The 16,104-nt window shown below is 65.8% G+C and carries 21 protein-coding genes; 18 read left to right on the forward strand and 3 right to left on the reverse strand.

Annotated features, from left to right (window positions below; genetic code table 11):
• Position 1: 1 nt before the first annotated feature.
• Positions 2-805 carry a hypothetical protein gene (locus LOC56_RS07060; protein ID WP_229951597.1) on the reverse strand — a complete coding sequence of 268 codons (804 nt, stop codon included), beginning with the start codon at positions 803-805 and terminating at the stop codon, positions 2-4.
• A gap of 243 nt (positions 806-1,048) precedes the next feature.
• Between LOC56_RS07060 and LOC56_RS07065 the strand changes: the two genes are divergently transcribed.
• The 10 genes from LOC56_RS07065 (at position 1,049) to LOC56_RS07110 (ending at position 7,450) form a co-directional block, all read left to right on the forward strand.
• On the forward strand, positions 1,049-1,930 hold the full coding sequence (locus LOC56_RS07065) for a VOC family protein (protein WP_229951598.1): 882 nt from the start codon (positions 1,049-1,051) through the stop codon (positions 1,928-1,930).
• Between the two features lie 194 nt (positions 1,931-2,124).
• Entirely contained in the window at positions 2,125-2,532 is a 408-nt protein-coding gene (gene rpsP / locus LOC56_RS07070) for a 30S ribosomal protein S16 (RefSeq protein ID WP_229951599.1), read from the forward strand.
• A gap of 1 nt (position 2,533) precedes the next feature.
• On the forward strand, positions 2,534-2,776 hold the full coding sequence (locus LOC56_RS07075) for an RNA-binding protein (RefSeq protein WP_146364407.1): 243 nt from the start codon (positions 2,534-2,536) through the stop codon (positions 2,774-2,776).
• A 178-nt stretch (positions 2,777-2,954) separates the two neighbouring features.
• Positions 2,955-3,518: a ribosome maturation factor RimM gene (gene rimM, locus LOC56_RS07080; protein ID WP_229951600.1), complete on the forward strand. Its 564-nt coding sequence runs from the start codon at positions 2,955-2,957 to the stop codon at positions 3,516-3,518.
• Positions 3,519-4,298 (forward strand): tRNA (guanosine(37)-N1)-methyltransferase TrmD, encoded by a 780-nt coding sequence (trmD, locus tag LOC56_RS07085; RefSeq protein ID WP_227923667.1) that lies wholly within the window; start codon positions 3,519-3,521, stop codon positions 4,296-4,298.
• Positions 4,299-4,536: 238 nt separating this feature from the next.
• Complete coding sequence (rplS, locus tag LOC56_RS07090) at positions 4,537-4,896, forward strand: 50S ribosomal protein L19 (protein ID WP_146364401.1); 360 nt, start codon at positions 4,537-4,539, stop codon at positions 4,894-4,896.
• 5 nt (positions 4,897-4,901) lie between these two features.
• Positions 4,902-5,612 (forward strand): signal peptidase I, encoded by a 711-nt coding sequence (gene lepB, locus LOC56_RS07095; protein WP_229951601.1) that lies wholly within the window; start codon positions 4,902-4,904, stop codon positions 5,610-5,612.
• An 11-nt stretch (positions 5,613-5,623) separates the two neighbouring features.
• Positions 5,624-6,388 carry a signal peptidase I gene (gene lepB, locus LOC56_RS07100; protein WP_229951602.1) on the forward strand — a complete coding sequence of 255 codons (765 nt, stop codon included), beginning with the start codon at positions 5,624-5,626 and terminating at the stop codon, positions 6,386-6,388.
• Positions 6,385-7,122, forward strand: coding sequence for a ribonuclease HII (locus LOC56_RS07105; protein ID WP_229951603.1), 738 nt, complete (start codon positions 6,385-6,387; stop codon positions 7,120-7,122). The genes lepB (LOC56_RS07100) and LOC56_RS07105 overlap by 4 nt, the downstream gene beginning before the upstream one ends.
• A 7-nt stretch (positions 7,123-7,129) precedes the next feature.
• Positions 7,130-7,450, forward strand: coding sequence for a DUF2469 domain-containing protein (locus LOC56_RS07110; RefSeq protein WP_227901490.1), 321 nt, complete (start codon positions 7,130-7,132; stop codon positions 7,448-7,450).
• Here the strand turns inward: LOC56_RS07110 and LOC56_RS07115 are convergent.
• Positions 7,422-8,012, reverse strand: a complete 591-nt coding sequence (locus LOC56_RS07115; protein ID WP_229951604.1) for a GNAT family N-acetyltransferase — start codon at positions 8,010-8,012, stop codon at positions 7,422-7,424. The genes LOC56_RS07110 and LOC56_RS07115 overlap by 29 nt on opposite strands.
• 42 nt (positions 8,013-8,054) lie before the next feature.
• Here LOC56_RS07115 and LOC56_RS07120 point away from each other — a divergent pair, with 42 nt between their 5' ends.
• Positions 8,055-8,642, forward strand: coding sequence for a 2'-5' RNA ligase family protein (locus LOC56_RS07120; RefSeq protein ID WP_229951605.1), 588 nt, complete (start codon positions 8,055-8,057; stop codon positions 8,640-8,642).
• A gap of 25 nt (positions 8,643-8,667) precedes the next feature.
• On the opposite strand, the gene LOC56_RS16275 is transcribed toward LOC56_RS07120, so the two are convergent.
• Positions 8,668-9,381 (reverse strand): LPXTG cell wall anchor domain-containing protein, encoded by a 714-nt coding sequence (locus LOC56_RS16275; RefSeq protein WP_229951606.1) that lies wholly within the window; start codon positions 9,379-9,381, stop codon positions 8,668-8,670.
• A gap of 403 nt (positions 9,382-9,784) precedes the next feature.
• On the opposite strand from LOC56_RS16275, the gene LOC56_RS07130 reads away from it, so the two are divergent.
• The 7 genes from LOC56_RS07130 (at position 9,785) to LOC56_RS07160 (ending at position 16,004) form a co-directional block, all read left to right on the forward strand.
• Positions 9,785-10,492: an SDR family oxidoreductase gene (locus LOC56_RS07130; RefSeq protein WP_229951607.1), complete on the forward strand. Its 708-nt coding sequence runs from the start codon at positions 9,785-9,787 to the stop codon at positions 10,490-10,492.
• A 100-nt stretch (positions 10,493-10,592) separates the two neighbouring features.
• On the forward strand, positions 10,593-10,958 hold the full coding sequence (locus LOC56_RS07135; RefSeq protein ID WP_229951608.1) for a YraN family protein: 366 nt from the start codon (positions 10,593-10,595) through the stop codon (positions 10,956-10,958).
• On the forward strand, positions 10,958-12,505 hold the full coding sequence (locus LOC56_RS07140; protein WP_229951609.1) for a YifB family Mg chelatase-like AAA ATPase: 1,548 nt from the start codon (positions 10,958-10,960) through the stop codon (positions 12,503-12,505). Before LOC56_RS07135 ends, LOC56_RS07140 begins: the two co-directional genes overlap by 1 nt.
• Entirely contained in the window at positions 12,502-13,725 is a 1,224-nt protein-coding gene (gene dprA / locus LOC56_RS07145) for a DNA-processing protein DprA (RefSeq protein ID WP_229951610.1), read from the forward strand. Before LOC56_RS07140 ends, dprA begins: the two co-directional genes overlap by 4 nt.
• A 47-nt stretch (positions 13,726-13,772) precedes the next feature.
• A complete protein-coding gene (locus LOC56_RS07150) occupies positions 13,773-14,297 on the forward strand; it encodes a methylated-DNA--[protein]-cysteine S-methyltransferase (protein WP_229951611.1) in 525 nt (174 codons plus the stop codon).
• A 31-nt stretch (positions 14,298-14,328) separates the two neighbouring features.
• Positions 14,329-15,273, forward strand: a complete 945-nt coding sequence (locus LOC56_RS07155; protein ID WP_229951612.1) for a tyrosine recombinase XerC — start codon at positions 14,329-14,331, stop codon at positions 15,271-15,273.
• 227 nt (positions 15,274-15,500) lie between these two features.
• Positions 15,501-16,004 carry a DUF3145 domain-containing protein gene (locus LOC56_RS07160; RefSeq protein ID WP_227923692.1) on the forward strand — a complete coding sequence of 168 codons (504 nt, stop codon included), beginning with the start codon at positions 15,501-15,503 and terminating at the stop codon, positions 16,002-16,004.
• Positions 16,005-16,104 lie beyond the last annotated feature (100 nt).

Here is a 16,104-nt window from a genome sequence, read left to right on the forward strand (position 1 = left end):
CCTAGGCGAAGGATTCCCCCAGCCCCAGGGGCAGCTTTGCCCGCCAGTACTGCCGGGCCAGCAGCACCCCGAGAACCATGAGGGCGACGCCGATGGACAGGAGGATCACCAGGGCCGCGGGGTCGTCGTAGGGCAGGAAGGCAAACGAGGCACCGATGAATGCTCCTCCGAGTCCTCCGAGCCACAGGTCGAAGCGCCAGCGGAAGGTGAGCCAGCGCCAGATTCCGCGCTGCGGCTCGTCCAGCCGGAGCTTGTCGGCGGCGGCCAGCGCCAGGTAGTGCTGTTTCTTGAGGTGGGAGACGAAAACGACGCCGGCGATTGCCGCCGCGAGGCCGCCGTAGAGCACCAGATTGGCCCAGACATGGTCACGCGGCATGTCGCGGACGGTCGCCGGCCAGCTGCCCGCGAGGGACAGCAGGACGGGAACGGGTATGAGGGCGACCCAGAAGGCCAGCGCCACACCAAGCCACGCCAGCTGGGCCCGCGGGGAGAGATAGGTGTTGGCGGAGAGGACCGTTCCGCGCGCCGGCCCTTGGGAGAGCGCTATGCCCACCCGGCCACGCAGGACCTGTCCGGTGAAGATGAAGCACATTGCGAGCAGGAACAGAGCCCCGGGGATAGCGGAAAAGAACGTGAGTTCGCTGATTTGGGAAGGGGAAAGGGCGAAGAGCCCGCCTGGAACCGTGACTTCATCCTCCCAGGAGGACAGGTCGTAGACGTGCGAGAAGAAGATCAGGTTCACGGCTACCGCGGCCACGCCGAGCACCGCCAGGACGACGCCGATGCCGGTGACGGTCCCCAGCACCCTGCCCTTTTTGGTTCCGCCGGATGGGTTCCGCTTTCTTTGGGCCGTTGACTGGCTCATCCCCGCTCCAGTTGCACCCAGCATGCGGTTTCCCCCAGTTGTATTCGTCCGCGGCCCATTGCCGAGCCGACCGTAACAGGCATCAAGTCGCCGGACAATGGCCCTTTTGCGTTGTTTCCGCCTTCGTCCCTGGCGCACGGTTCAGGGCTTGGAATTAGATGAAGCTTCAAGTAATCTCATTACATGAACCGTCAAGTAAAAGACCGCCTGCCCGACGCCCTTGCCATGGGCACCGTAATGCTCAAGGTAGGCGACCCGGCAAACGTCTCCGCGTACTACCGCGGCGCCCTCGGGTTGCAGGTCGTGGCAGAGTCCGACGGCGGCATGTACCTCGGCCGCGGAAATGTTCCCCTGGTGCACCTGGCGCCGGCGCCGGATCTGCAGGTCGCCTCCCGCGGAGAGGCGGGCCTGTTCCACACCGCCATCCTCTTTGAAACCCGGGCTGATCTGGCCGCTACGGTTGCCTCGGCCGCACGGCACGATCCGTCGGCCTTCGTCGGCTCCGCGGACCACCTCGTCAGCGAGGCCTTCTACTTCACGGATCCCGAAGGCAACGGCATCGAGCTCTACTATGACAAGCCCCGGGATACCTGGGGCTGGGACGAGACCGCGGCCGGCCGCGAAGTGCGGATGGCGTCGTTGCCGCTGTCTCCGCAGGCCTACTTCCGAGACCACCTCACCGAAGCGGCGCTGGCCGGACTCTCCGCAGCCGACGCCGCCGTCGGGCACGTTCACCTGCAGGTGGGGGACACGGAAACCGCCGCCGCCTTCTATATCGACACGCTGGGGTTCGAACGGACCGCCGGCCTCCATGGCCAGGCCCTGTTCGTCTCCGCCGGCGGCTACCACCACCACATGGCGATGAACGTCTGGAACAGCCGCGGCGCAGGACCTCGCCGCGACACACTGGGCCTGGGAGAGGTGCTGATTACCGTTCCAACTGCCGACGACGTCGCCGGGCTGGCGGACCGCCTTCGGTTCGCCGGGATTTCCAGCCACTCCACCGGGGCCGAGCTGCGCTTCGAGGACCCCTGGCGCAACCGGCTGCGTGTTGCCGTCGGCTGAAAATCCGCGGATATCCGCCGCGGCAGCGCGAGTCGCAAAAGATGAACTCATCTGGCACAATGGTCTGGTACTCGATCTGCGCGGGCCCTCTCTCCGTGCATGCATCTTGTCCTTTTGAACCCCAACGTTATGGCCCGCCCCACGGGAGCAGAAGTACGGGTTCGCCCCATTTCAGATCAGGAGTGACCACAAAAGTGGCCGTAAAGATTCGCCTTAAGCGCCTTGGCAAGAAGTTCTCAGCACACTACCGCGTTGTTGTCATGGATTCCCGTGCCAAGCGCGATGGCCGTGCCATCGAAGAAATCGGACTCTACCGTCCGACCGAAGAGCCGTCGTACATCGACATCAAGTCGGACCGTGCGCAGTACTGGCTCGGCGTCGGCGCCCAGCCCACCGAGCAGGTCGCAGCACTGCTGAAGATCACCGGTGACTGGCAGAAGTTCAAGAACATCGACGGCCAGGAAGGTACCCTGCGTACCAAGGCCCCGAAGGAGCCCTTCGTGGCTCCCGAAAAGAAGTCCGTGATTGTCCCCGAGGCCATCACTCCCAAGGCCAAGAAGGAAGAGGCCCCCGAGGCCTCCACCGAGGCTGAGGCAGAGTAACTTGCTCGCTGAAGCGCTGGAGCACCTCGTGCGCGGAATCGTTGACAGTCCAGAGGACGTCAAGGTTTCCGCCAAGAGCAACCGCCGTGGGGAAACCCTCGAGGTTCGGGTTCACCAGGACGACCTCGGCCGGGTCATCGGCAGGCAGGGACGGACCGCACGCGCACTGCGCACGGTCATCGCAGCCCTTGCTAACGGTGAGCAGGTCCGAGTGGACGTAGTGGACACGGACCGGCGCCGCTGATCTGAAAATGATCACCGACGGCGCAGCGGAAGCGAACAGTTCTTCACTGCAGTACCGGAAGTAAAGCAGTAACAGCAGTACACAGGATCCGGCCCCGACACCAGATAATGGTGAAGGGGCCGGATTTTTTTCAGGCGCCGGCCAATCCAGGCGACGAAAACCCCACAGAGGAGAATCCATGCAGTTACAGGTGGCACGCATCGGCAAGCCCCACGGCATCCGCGGTGAAGTGACCGTCCAGGTGCTGACCGACGCGCCCGAGGACCGCTTTGTCCCGGGCACCGAGCTCACCGTAGAGCCGGCCGCCAAGGGCCCGTTGACGGTGATCAGCGCGCGTTGGAACAAGGACATCCTGCTGCTGGGCTTCGACGAAATCACGGACCGCAACGGCGCAGAGGAACTGCGCGGCGTGAAGCTGTTCATCGACACCGAAACGGTGGAGGAGGACGACGACGACGAAGGCTGGTACGAACACGAACTCGTAGGCCTGAAGGCACGGGTGGGCGCCGACGTCGTCGGCACCGTCAGCGGCCTGCGTACCCTCACCGTCCAGGACCTGCTGGTGGTCGAGGACGCCCGCGGCGAGGAAATCCTCGTACCGTTCGTCGAGGCCATCGTTCCCGAAGTGAATATCGAGGACGGTTATGTCCTGCTGACTCCGCCCGAGGGACTCTTCGAGCTGAATAAGCCCGAGGACAAAAAGGACGCAGCCCCGGCCGACACGAAGGAAGCCGGACAGTAAGTGCGCATCGACGTCGTCAGTATTTTCCCGGAGTACCTGGCAGCCCTTGAGCTGTCACTGATCGGCAAGGCCCGGCAGGAAGGCCTGCTGGACCTGGCTGTGCATGACCTGCGGGAGTTCACCACCGACCGGCACCGAACCGTGGATGACACCCCTTACGGCGGGGGAGCCGGCATGGTCATGAAGCCCGAGCCCTGGGCTGCCGCGCTGGACGCGGTTGCGGGCGACGGCGACGAGCGGCCGGTCCTGATCGTCCCCTCGCCCGCCGGTGCAGTCTTCACGCAGGCCATGGCCTACGAGCTGGCCGAGGAGAAGCACCTTGTCTTCGCCTGCGGCCGCTACGAAGGGATCGACGAGCGGGTGCTCGAATGGGCCGGAGAACGCTTTGACGTCCGTCCCGTCAGCCTCGGAGACTACGTGCTCAACGGCGGGGAGGTCGCAGTGCTGGCCATGGTCGAGGCCGTAGGCCGGCTGGTGCCCGGAGTCGTCGGCAACCCCGAGTCCCTTGTCGAGGAATCCCACTCGGACGGGCTGCTGGAATACCCGGTCTACACCAAGCCCTCCGCCTGGCGCGAGCGGGCGGTCCCGGAGGTCCTGCTCAGCGGGAACCACGGCAAGATCGCCCGGTTCCGGCGGGACGAACAGCTGCGGCGCACCGCAGCACGCCGGCCCGATCTGATCGAAAAGCTCGACGCCGCTTCGCTGGACAAGGCCGATCGGGCCACCCTGGCGGCGCTGGGCTACGAAATCCGCGACGGCAGGGTCTGCCCGCCCGCCTGACGGCAGCGCCGGATTGGTGCCGTTCCGGTACGTATGGCAAAATAGGGAGTTGTGTCATCTGGGTCCGTACCTGCCACAGGGGGAACGCGGCCAACAGATATGTACACACCGGCATTCCATCCTCGGTCCTGCCGGTCTACTAACTTCGACAGCATCCGTGCAGCCCGCATTCTGGGGCGCATTCTTGCTGCCGTTACCAAAGTGAATGACCTGTGGCGTTCACCAGGAGTGATAAACAATGCACATCCTAGATTCTGTTGACGCAGCTTCCCTGCGTACGGACATCCCCGAGTTCCGCGCCGGTGACACGGTCAAGGTTCACGTAAACATCATCGAAGGCAAGAACACCCGTGTTCAGGTCTTCCAGGGCTTCGTGCTCAAGCGCCAGGGTGATGGCCTCCGCGCGACCTTCACGGTCCGCAAGGTCAGCTTCGGTGTCGGCGTTGAGCGTACCTTCCCGGTACACTCCCCGGTCATTGACAAGCTCGAGGTCGTCTCCAAGGGCGACGTCCGCCGCGCGAAGCTGTACTACATGCGCGATCTGCGCGGCAAGGCAGCCAAGATCAAGGAAAAGCGCGACTTCCGTCCCGCCAAGTAACTTACTTGACTGCAGCATCCGCCTCCGGGGGTCCCTCCGCGAAGCACACGAAACGCCGGCCCCGGTTTGTGGGCTGGCGTTTTGTGCTATGTGCTCTCGCCGCGGCTGTGGTCCTCGCCGCACTCGTCCGGGCATTCCTGTTCGACGTCTTCTATATCCCTTCCGATTCCATGCAGCCCCTGCTGGAACCCGGTGACCGGATTCTCGTCTCCCGTACTGCCTACGATTCGGCTGAGATCGAGCGCGGCGACGTAGTGGTGTTCGACGGCCGGGGCTCGCTGGCGCCGCTGCACAGCGGGCGTCCGGCAGTGGTCGACGCCGCAGTCACTGTGGGGCGCTGGTTCGGGCTGGCCGGCAGCGACACCGTCTATGTCAAACGGGTTATCGGTGTGGCGGGGGACCGGGTGAGCTGCTGCACGGACGGGGATCCCCGGATAACGATCAACGGAACTCCCGTGGACGAGCCGTACGTTTACTCTGGAGACGCTCCCAGCGACCAGGCGTTCGACGTCGTCGTTCCGGAAGGCAGGCTGTGGCTGATGGGGGACCATCGGTCCGTTTCGGCGGATTCCCGCTCCCTGCTGGGAGCTCCCGGCGGCGGGCTGATCTCCACGGAGCGGGTCGTCGGGCAGGCCCAGCGGATTCTTTGGCCGCTCGAGCGCGGTACCAATATTGACCGGCTATCCTTAGGAGCCGAGTGGAACACGGAGAAATAAGAGGAAACGCAATGTCGCAGCAACCGGACCAGTCCCCTGACGGGACGCCCGGCTCCGGGGAGCAGCGGGACCACGCAGCGCACTCGACCGCACCGAAGGAAAAGAAACGCGGTTTCGGCGCCTGGCTGCGTGAAGTCCTCACGATCGTGGTGATAGCCCTGGTGCTGTCCTTCCTGATCAAAACCTTTCTTTTCCGGGCGTTTTACATCCCCTCGGGGTCCATGGAAGAGACGCTGGAAATCAACGACCGGATTTTCGTCAACCTGCTGGTCCCTGAACCGATGGACCTGAACCGCGGTGACGTCGTGGTCTTCAAGGACACCAAGGGCTGGCTGCCGCAGACCGCGGAGAAGGAAACGAATCCGGTCAAGGAGGCCCTGACCTTTGTGGGCCTGCTCCCCGACGAGTCCCAGCAGCACCTGGTCAAGCGTGTCATCGGCACCGAAGGCGACCACGTAGTCTGCTGTGACGCCGACGGCAGGATCACCGTCAACGGCGAACCCCTGGACGAGCCCTACCTGTACCCCGGCGCCGCCCCCTCCGACATCCCCTTTGACGTGGTTGTCCCCGAGGGCAAAGTCTGGGTGATGGGGGACCACCGCAATGCCTCTGCGGATTCCCGCGAACACCAGTACGGTGAGGGCGGCGGTTTCGTAGACGTGGCGGACATTGAAGGCAAGGCCGTAGTGACGGCCTGGCCGCTGAACCGCGTCGGCGGGGTCAGCGATTATTCCGAGGTCTTCGAGGATGTTCCGGAACCGAGCGACAGCAAGTGAGTTCCACCGCCAAGCCCCCGACCCTTCGGTATGAGCGTACGTTCGCTGCCTCCGGGCACCGGATCCTGGCCGGCTGCGACGAAGTGGGCCGCGGTGCGTTGGCCGGACCCGTGTCCGTAGGGATGGTGGCCGTGGACCTGGCCACCGTACGTTCGCTCAAGGGAGTGCGGGACAGCAAGTTGCTCTCCGTAGCCGACCGGAACACGCTGGTTCCCCAGATCAAGAAATGGGCCCTGGCCTGGGGTGTGGGCCATGCCAGTGCGGCGGAGATCGATCTGCACGGCCTGACTGTCGCCCTGCGTCTGGCCGGAACGCGCGCCTGGGACCAGGTGTGCTCAACGCTGCGCCCCGACGTCGTACTCATTGACGGCAACTACAACTGGCTCTCGCCGGAGCGGCAGGGCAGCCTGTTCGACGATCCCGATGAACCGGCCGGAGGCTGCACGGCACCGGTACACACCCGGATCAAGGCGGACATGCAGTGCCTGAGCGTGGCCGCGGCCAGTGTGCTGGCGAAGGTGGAACGCGATGCCATGATGGTAGAGTTTGCGGCTTCGAACCCGCACTATTCGTGGGAGATCAACAAGGGTTATGCCACCGAGTCGCACCGCGCGGCCATCGACGTCCACGGACCCACGCCGCTGCACCGCATGTCCTGGCGGCTGGGCTCCAAGCCCCGCCCGGGTGAACCGGTGCTGGAACCGGAAGACGACTTGAGCACAGTTGGGGGATGATAGGAACATGAGCGCCGAAGACCTTGAGAACTATGAAACGGACATGGAGCTCCAGCTGTACCGGGAGTACCGCGACGTCGTAGGCCTCTTCAGCTACGTGGTGGAAACCGAACGGCGTTTTTACCTGGCCAACCACGTGGACCTGCAGGCACGGTCCGCCGACGGCGAGATCTACTTCGACCTCACGCTGCAGGACGCATGGGTCTGGGACGTCTACCGGTCTGCACGGTTCGTCAAAAGCGTGCGGGTGATTACCTTCAAGGACGTCAACGTGGAGGAACTGACCCGCAACGACGACCTCACACTGCCGAAGGCCGACGAACTGTAAGTTCCGCCTCTGCCTTCGCCCAGCTGACGGACGGGTTCCTTGGGTCATTCCGAGCGAGACTGGAGATCCAGCCTTCAACCATTGTTCCCCGGTGGTTCAGCAGGTACGGCACGGCGACCGGCTGCGGGAAACCGCAGCGCCAGACGGTCTTGTAGCTACCGGTGTTGCCCGCATGTGCCTTCCAGGTGACCACGTCCCAGTCCAGGTTGTCGAAGGCGTGGCCCACTGCCAGCCGGACCGCGCGGGACATCAGGCCGCGGCCCCGGTATTCCGGCGACGTAACGAACCCCAGCGAACCGGAGGCTGCGCCTTCGAAGCGCAGGTCGAGGGTCCCTGCATAGCTGCCGCCGACGTCGAGCGCCCAGGACACGGCGTTTTCCTGCGGGACGCAGATGGCGTCCAGGTACTGCTGCGCCATCTCCGGCGTGTAGCCCAGCGGAATGGTGGTCCACTGGACCGACAGGGGGTCAATGCAGCGTGCATACACAGCATCGAGGTCGGCGGCGGCATGCGGACGCAGCAGGAGGATGTCGTCGCTGAGCAGCGGGATCTCGAAAGCCATCCCGACAGCCTAGCCGCGGTTGCTCCGGCCTAAACTTTCAACATGCCCGAATCCCGGCCAGGCTTTGACGCCAACCTCCGCCTGTATGCGCAGATGCAGCCCGACGGTCCGTCACTGGCCCACCTGCTGTCCCTGCAGCAGGCGCTGCCGGCCGGCACACGGCTGGTGCCGCGGCGGCAGGTGCACCTGACACTGATCCACTTCGGGAAGGTGCTGGACGTGCACCGGGCCATCAATGCCCGGACCGGCATTTCCCGTTCAGCCTACGAGCGGCTGCTCGCCGGGTACATTGACCGGACCGAGGCGCTGCTGCCCGCGGTTTCCTTCCGGCTGGAGCCGGTCGGGTTTGCCGGGTTCGGTTCGCGCGGATCGACCTTGGTAGTGGAGTATCTGCCGACGCCGGAACTGGCTTTGCTGCATCGGGAACTGTACGGCGAGCTGGTTGGTTTTCTCGGCGCCGCCGGGATCCGGGACACCGCGGCCTTCATGGCCGGTGATCCGAACTTTATGCATGCCGGGACCCTGCGCCCGCACATCTCCCTGGCGCGGGGGTTTGCGGGCGCCCTGCCTTCGCTGCCGCTGGAATCGGTGACGCTGCAGCCGATGCCGGTGGTGTACCCCGGGCACTGATGGTGTCCGGGGTACACCTTTGGGCTTAGGCCTTCCTGCGGCGGGCAGTGACCACCAGTACCGCTCCCACAGCCAGAATGGCTGCGCCGGCAGCGGCAAGCCAGATTCCGCCGGCGCCCGTGTGGGCAAGCCCTGCATCAGGAACCCGGGGGCTGGGGTTGCCTGCAACCTGGACCCCGGGGTCCGTGGTGACCGGGGCAGGCGGGGTGCCGTTCGATCCGGGCGGGGTAACCGAACCTGCCGGGGTCTCGGATGGCGTCGCCTTGGGGGTGTCCGTGGGGGTCGGCGTCGGCGTCGGCTTCTGGGACGGGGTGTCCGTGGGGGTTGGCGTAGGCTGTTCGGAAGGGGGATCGGTAGGCTCCAGCGTCGGCTGTTCGGAAGGGGGATCGGTAGGCTCCGGCGTCGGCGACGGCGTGCGGGCGCAATCGGGAACCGTCATCACCTCCTGGAGCTCCTGATGCTTCGAGTCCTTCAACTTCGGATTTCCGGGGAAGGTAACGTCGGGATAGAGGAGGTTCTTTGGCCACTCATAAGTGCCTTCGAACTCGAGTACGTCTTGCTGGACGGCCCAGCCGGGACCGCATACCTCGAATGGAACCGAGGGGACCAGGGACGTTACGTCGGTGAACCACTGGTGTCCCGGCTGCTTGGCCAGGAAGGTTTGTTCACCCGAGTTCTCCCAGGCGGCCGGCTTCTTCGCGTCTACCTTCCGGTACAAGTAGATTCCTGTTTCCGTCACGGAAACCTCCGCCGAGGGAGACCCGCTCGGCGACGTGGTTGGGGCAGCGTCCCCGGTCGCCGGCACGGCAGTGGCCAAAGCCGGTGCACCGGTGACAATCGACAGCCCCGCTAAGGCTGCAAATCCTGCCACGACAGCGGTTGTATTTCGCTTGCGGTTTTGCATGATGTCCTTTATATGAGTCGAACATGGGCGTTAGCGTCGCTATCCTGTCCGGGCCGTCTCAGTGTTCCCCTACGGAATGACGCAGTTTCCCGACAAGACCCGCTCAAATTCCGCTCGGGCTTCTACCTGCCCCTTGGCCATATGGCGCCGGTGGTGTACCCCGGACATTCAAAACGCTAAGGTCCTGCCTACGACCAGCGAGGAGAGCGTCACGGATACTGCGGGACGGGTTGCCCTGGTGACCGGAGGATCCGGCGGGATCGGAGCGGCTGTGGTCCGACGGCTCGCGTTGAACGGCTATTCGGTGGGTGTGCACTACGCGCGGAACCGAGCGACAGCGGACGGGGTTGTTGCCGACATTGCCGCCGAGGGCGGACATGCCTTGGCCGTGGGCGGAGATGTGGGAGACGAGCCGGCGATGGCTGCCGCGTTCGACGCCGTCGAGACAGCCTTCGGCGGTCTGGACGTGGTCGTCAACACGGCAGGCATCATGCTCCTTGCCCCCATCGCGGAGCTGGATCTGGCGGACCTGGACCGGATGCACCACACGAATATCCGGGGAACGTTCGTGGTCTCGCAGCAGGCGGCCCGTCGGGTCCGAGGGGGTGGATCGATCATCAACTTTTCGACCACCGTCCGGCGCACCCAATACCCCGGCTACGGCGCCTACGTAGCCAGCAAGGCCGCGGTGGAAGGGATGACACTGATCCTGGCGCGGGAACTGCGTGGACGGGACATCACGGTCAACGCTGTGGCGCCCGGGCCGACAGCTACGGCCTTGTTCCTGGACGGCAAAGACGAGGCCACCATTGCCCGGCTGGCTGAGGCGGCGCCGCTTGGGCGCCTGGGCCAGCCGGAAGACATCGCCGAAACCGTCGCCTTCCTTGCCGGGCCGGGGCGCTGGGTCAACGGCCAGGTGGTCTACGCCAACGGGGGACTGGCCTGAACTTCTGTTCCTCCACACTCAGGGTCCGGTGCGCAGCGGCGGAAACCTCCTCCACAGGCTGGTAGTTCCCGGGTGGCTGGCCCGACGAGCTTCAGCCAACGTGGTGGACATGAAAGCCAAAGACATCCTGGGAAGCCGCGGAGAAGAACTGGCGGCGCGCTACCTGACCGAAGCGGGGCTTCGCATCATCGACCGGAACTGGCGGTGTCCCGAGGGGGAGATCGACCTGGTCGCGGTGGACGGGGCCACTTTGGTGGTGGTCGAAGTGAAAACGCGTTCCTCCCTGGACTTCGGGCACCCCTTCGAAGCGATCGGGCAGGATAAGGTCGCCCGCCTCTACTTGCTGGGAGGGGCCTGGGCTCGGGCCAACAGCCGCTACTTCACCCACCGCCGGATCGACGCAGTCTCGATTCTCGACGACGGCACCAATCCGCCCGTCGTGGAGCACCTCAGGGGGATTTCCTGATGGGGCTCGGACGGACCTATGGGGTAGGGCTTGTCGGCCTGCAGGGCAGGATCGTCGAGATTGAAGCCGACATCGGCCAGTCCCTGCCATCCTTTATCCTGCTGGGGCTGCCGGACGCCTCCTTGAACGAGGCTCGCGACCGGGTGAAGTCGGCGGCAAAGAACGCTGGACTCCCGCTGAGCCGGCGACGCATCACGGTCAATCTGATGCCGGCGGATGTACCGAAGCACGGCTCCGGCTTCGACTTGGCCATTGTTGTGGCTGCACTCTGCGCCGGCGGTGTACTGAGGACTCCGGGCCGCTGCGTCTTCCTGGCAGAACTTGGCCTGGACAGCAGGCTTCGGCCGATCCGGGGCATCCTTCCGGCCGTTATGGCCGCGGTTACGGCCGGCTACACTGACTTTGCCGTAGCGGCGGAGAACGCGGAGGAAGCGGCACTGGTTCCCGCGGCCCGCGTGCGCGGTTACTCCTGCCTGGCCGAGGTGGCCGCCGATCTCGGCGCAGACCCTGAGCAGCTGAGTTTTCCGCTGCCGGTGGCCCGTACCGGCGAAGATCCGGAACACGAAGAGGGTACGGCTGAATCCCGGATTCCCGATCTCGCTGACGTGGCAGGGCAGGCAGAGGCCCGCTTCGCTGTCGAGGTCGCCGCGGCGGGAGCGCACCATCTGCTGATGACCGGGCCGCCGGGGGCCGGAAAGACCATGCTGGCTGAGCGGTTGCCCGGCATCCTGCCGGACCTTTCCGATGACCAGGCAATGGAAGTCACTGCCATCCACTCCCTCGCCTGGCAGGGACGGCCCTGCCGCCAACTGCTCCGCAGACCCCCGTTCGAGAGCCCGCACCACACCGCGTCTACAGCAGCGGTGATCGGCGGCGGTTCAGGCATACCTCGCCCCGGTGCTGCCTCCCGTGCCCACCGCGGCGTGTTGTTCCTCGATGAAGCTCCCGAGTACGAGCGGCGGGTTCTGGACGGCCTGCGCCAGCCGCTGGAGAGCGGCGAGCTTGTCCTGCACCGGGCGGCGGGTACAGCCGTGTATCCGGCGCGCTTCCAGCTGGTCCTTGCCGCCAACCCCTGTCCCTGCGGACTCGCAACCGGTAAGGGAATCGAGTGCACCTGCACCTCCACACAGCGGCGTCGGTATTTCAGCCGGCTCTCCGGTCCGCTGCTGGATCGGGTGGACCTTCAGCTCTCGGTTCAGCGGGTCTCCCTGGTCGACTACTTCGCCGCAGAGACTGCGGAGGCCAGCTCTACGGTGGCGGCACGCGTGCAGGAGGCCCGGCGGCTGCAACGGGAACGGCTGGCGCCGCTGGGATGTGAAACCAACGCCGAGGTGCCCGGCACCTTGCTGCGGGACACCCTGCGGCCGCCGAGCAAGGCAACTTCGGCACTGGACAGGGCCATGGACCGTCAGTTGCTGACGGCACGGGGCTACGACCGGGTACTGCGCGTGGCTTGGACCGTCGCCGATCTCGCCGGGCACGGAAGCCCGGACGCCGACGACGTCGGACAGGCCCTCGCCTTCCGCCGGCAGGGAGCGGCGGCATGAGTAATGATGAAGTGCTTCTCGCACGGGCGGCGTTGTCGAGACTGTTCGAACCCTCAGACGCTGTGGGACTTGCCCTCGTGGCGGCCGCCGGCCCGGTGCACGCGCTGCAGATCGCCACCGGAGCGGTGGACCCGCCGCCGGATCTTGCCGCCGAAACGGCACGGTTTCTGTCCCCGGGCGGCAGCCAGGGAAGCGCCTTGGCAGAGGGGCTTCACCGGTGGGCACCGCGGGTAGCGGATCTCGCACCGGAGCGGGACCTGGACACGATCCGCCGTCTGGGAGGGGAACTTCTTGTTCCGGAGGATTCCCGCTGGCCCGAGTCGTTGCGCCACCTGCAGATGGAGATGCCTTTGTGTCTCTGGGTACGGGGAGACCTGGAGCGGGGCCTGCCGGAACTGGACCGGACCGTGGCGGTCGTGGGTTCCCGGGATGCCACCGGATACGGACTGTCCATAGCGGGGGACATTTCGGCGGGACTGGCCAACCGCGGGCACACCGTTGTCTCCGGGGGTGCCTACGGAATCGATGCCCAGGCACATCGTGCCGCGCTCGCATCTGCACCCGAAGGAACCACGGCCACGATAGCGGTCATGGCCTGCGGGGCGGACCGGTTCTACCCGGCAGGCAACGAGGACCTGCTTCGCACCGTCGCGGAGCGCGGACTGGTGCTGTCCGAAGTGCCGCCGGGATCGGCACCCACCCGCTGGAGGTTCCTGCAACGGAACCGGATCATTGCTGCGCTGAGTGCCGTCACCGTGGTGGTGGAGGCCCGGTGGAGATCCGGAGCACTGAACACCGCCCACCATGCCGCCGGGTTAGGCCGGGAAGTCGGCGCCGTGCCGGGATCCGTGTACTCGGCCAACTCTGCCGGATGCCACCGGCTGCTGCGCGACGGCAGCGCAGTCTGCGTGACCGATGCCCAGGAAGTCGTGGAACTGGCAGGGCCGCTCCGCGATGCCCTGCCGGGAGAGCCGAACGGCATCGGCGGACGGGCGGGGGACGGCCCGGCAGGGGAGCACCGCGCAGATCACGACGGACTGTCCGTGGAGGACCTGCTGCTGCTGGATGCGCTGCCGGTGCGCAGCGGATCGACCATCGAAAAACTGGCCTCCGTCGCGGGGCTGTCTCTGCACGGGGTGCGCGCCGGGCTGGCACGGCTGGAACTGGAGGGACTCGCCTTACGGACCGAATCGGACCAGTGGCGCCGCGGCCGGCACTAGCAGCGATGACATTTCTACTACCCGAACAACCCAGGAAGGACATCATCATGCTCACACACAAGATAGTCACCTCACCGATTGGGGTGCTCACCCTGGTCGCCTTGGACGGCGTCCTTTCCATGGTCCGGCTCGGGCCGCCCGCCGTGGCAGGGGCAGGGACGCCGTACGGCATTGCGGCTGAAGACGGCTTCGAGGATGTCGAACGCCAACTGACGGAGTACTTCGAGGGCCGTCGCTGCTGTTTCAACGTAGACACCAACCCGCAGGGCACCGAGTTCCAGCGCCGGGTATGGGAGCAGGTCTCGGGCATCGGCTACGGCAGGACGGCAAGCTACAAGCAGCTGGCGGTCCTGCTGGGCGACGCGGCCAAGGCCCGAAGCGTGGGGGCAGCATTGGCCCATAACCCGATGAACCTGGTTGTACCCACCCACCGCGTGGTGGGGTCCCGCGGCGCGCTGACCGGATATTCGGGCGGCGTCGATGCGAAGCGGTACCTGCTGGAGCTGGAGCAGGCACCGCAGACAGAACACCTGCGGCGGAACTGCCTGCGTGCCGACAGCGTGCCTGCTTGAACGCCGGCGCCAAAGAGAGAACAGTAAAGAGGTGACATCAAAGGGAGCAGCAGACAGAACTGCGTGGCCGGCGGAATTCCGTTCCGCGCTCGAGGGCTTCTGCCGGTATCTGACGGCAGAGCGTGGACGGTCCGAACACACCGTCCGTGCCTACGAATCGGACGTGTCGAAGCTGCTCGACTATGCTCTCGGCGCCGGAGCCGGCTCGCTTCAGGAACTGGACCTGGGCATCCTGCGCGGCTGGCTGGGCGAACTCAGTGCCGGGGGACAGGCCCGTTCCACGCTGGCCCGCCGCGCCGCCACGGCCCGCAGCTTCACCAACTGGGCCCTGCGCGAGGAACTCATCAGTGAGAATCCGGCCCTGCGGCTGAAGGCACCGAAGAAGGAAAAGACTCTTCCCGGCGTACTGCGCAGCAGCCAGCTGGATGACCTGTTCGAAACCCTGCGGGCGGCTGCCGCCGAGGGCGAACCCGTGGCGCTTCGGGACCGCGCGATGGTCGAACTGCTCTACGGGACGGGCATCCGGGTGGGAGAGCTGGCCGGACTGGACGTCGACGACCTCGATCCGGACCGCAGGACGCTCACGGTGCTGGGCAAAGGCAACAAGGAACGTACGGTGCCTTACGGCCTGCCGGCTGCCCTCGCGGTGGACGACTGGCTGCGCCGCGGCCGCCCGTCGATGGCGACAGGGGACAGCGGCCCGGCATTGTTCCTGGGCAAGCGGGGCGGACGAGTGGACCAGCGACAGGTCCGCAGCGTGGTCGCCGTTCTCCTGGAAGCCATGCCGGACACCTCCGCCTCGGGGCCGCACGCCCTCCGCCACTCCGCGGCCACCCACCTGCTCGACGGCGGTGCAGACCTGCGTGCCGTGCAGGAAATCCTGGGCCATTCATCCCTTGCCACCACGCAGCTATACACGCACGTGTCAGTAGACAGACTCCGCCAGAGCTACAGCCAGGCACATCCGCGCGCCTAGGGCCGGCCGACTCAACTCCCGACCGACCCAACTCCCGCCGTCCAACGTCGACCGTCCAATACCGGCCACACCGCCCGGCCTTCCGCGCTGCAGAGGCTCAGAAGGCTATATTGGCGCATCGACGTAACTTACGGCACAATGATGGACAGCGGACACATATGGCTCGATATCCGTCCATGCAGCAGCAGGTCGTTGGGGAAGACGTACCTACAGCTATGGAGGATGGAATGTCTGTTGTGATGGCGCGCGGCGTACTGTTTGTGCACTCTGCCCCTTCCGCGTTGTGCCCCCATATTGAGTGGGCCATCGGATCCGTCGTGGAAAAGCGAACGGATCTACAGTGGACCCCTCAGCCGGCTGCGCCCGGAATGGTACGGGCCGAAATCGCCTGGACGGGACCGCAGGGCACCGGTTCCCTGCTCGCGTCCGCGCTGCGCGGCTGGGCACACCTCCGGTACGAGGTGACGGAGGAACAGAGCCCCGGAGCCGACGGCAGCCGCTGGGCCCACACCCCTGAGCTGGGCATCTTCCATGCCGCGACGGACGTACACGGCAACATCATGATTTCCGAGAACCGCATCCGTTACGCCTATGAAAACGGCGCCGGCGATCCCTCGGCTGTCTACCACGAACTCTCACTCGCCCTGGGCGAAGCCTGGGACGAAGAGCTGGAGCCGTTCCGGCACGCGGCCGACGGCGCTCCGGTGCGCTGGCTGCACCAGGTCGGCTAGTTCCTCAAAAACCCCATAGCTAAACAAACAGGCGTGCGGGGCCCCCCGGGGCCGGCCCCCGGGGTGTTAAAGAAGGGGTTTTCGGGGGGGCCGGACCGCG

The organism is Arthrobacter sp. zg-Y179, assembly GCF_020907345.1.
Taxonomy (GTDB): Bacteria; Actinomycetota; Actinomycetes; order Actinomycetales; family Micrococcaceae; genus Arthrobacter_B; species Arthrobacter_B jinronghuae.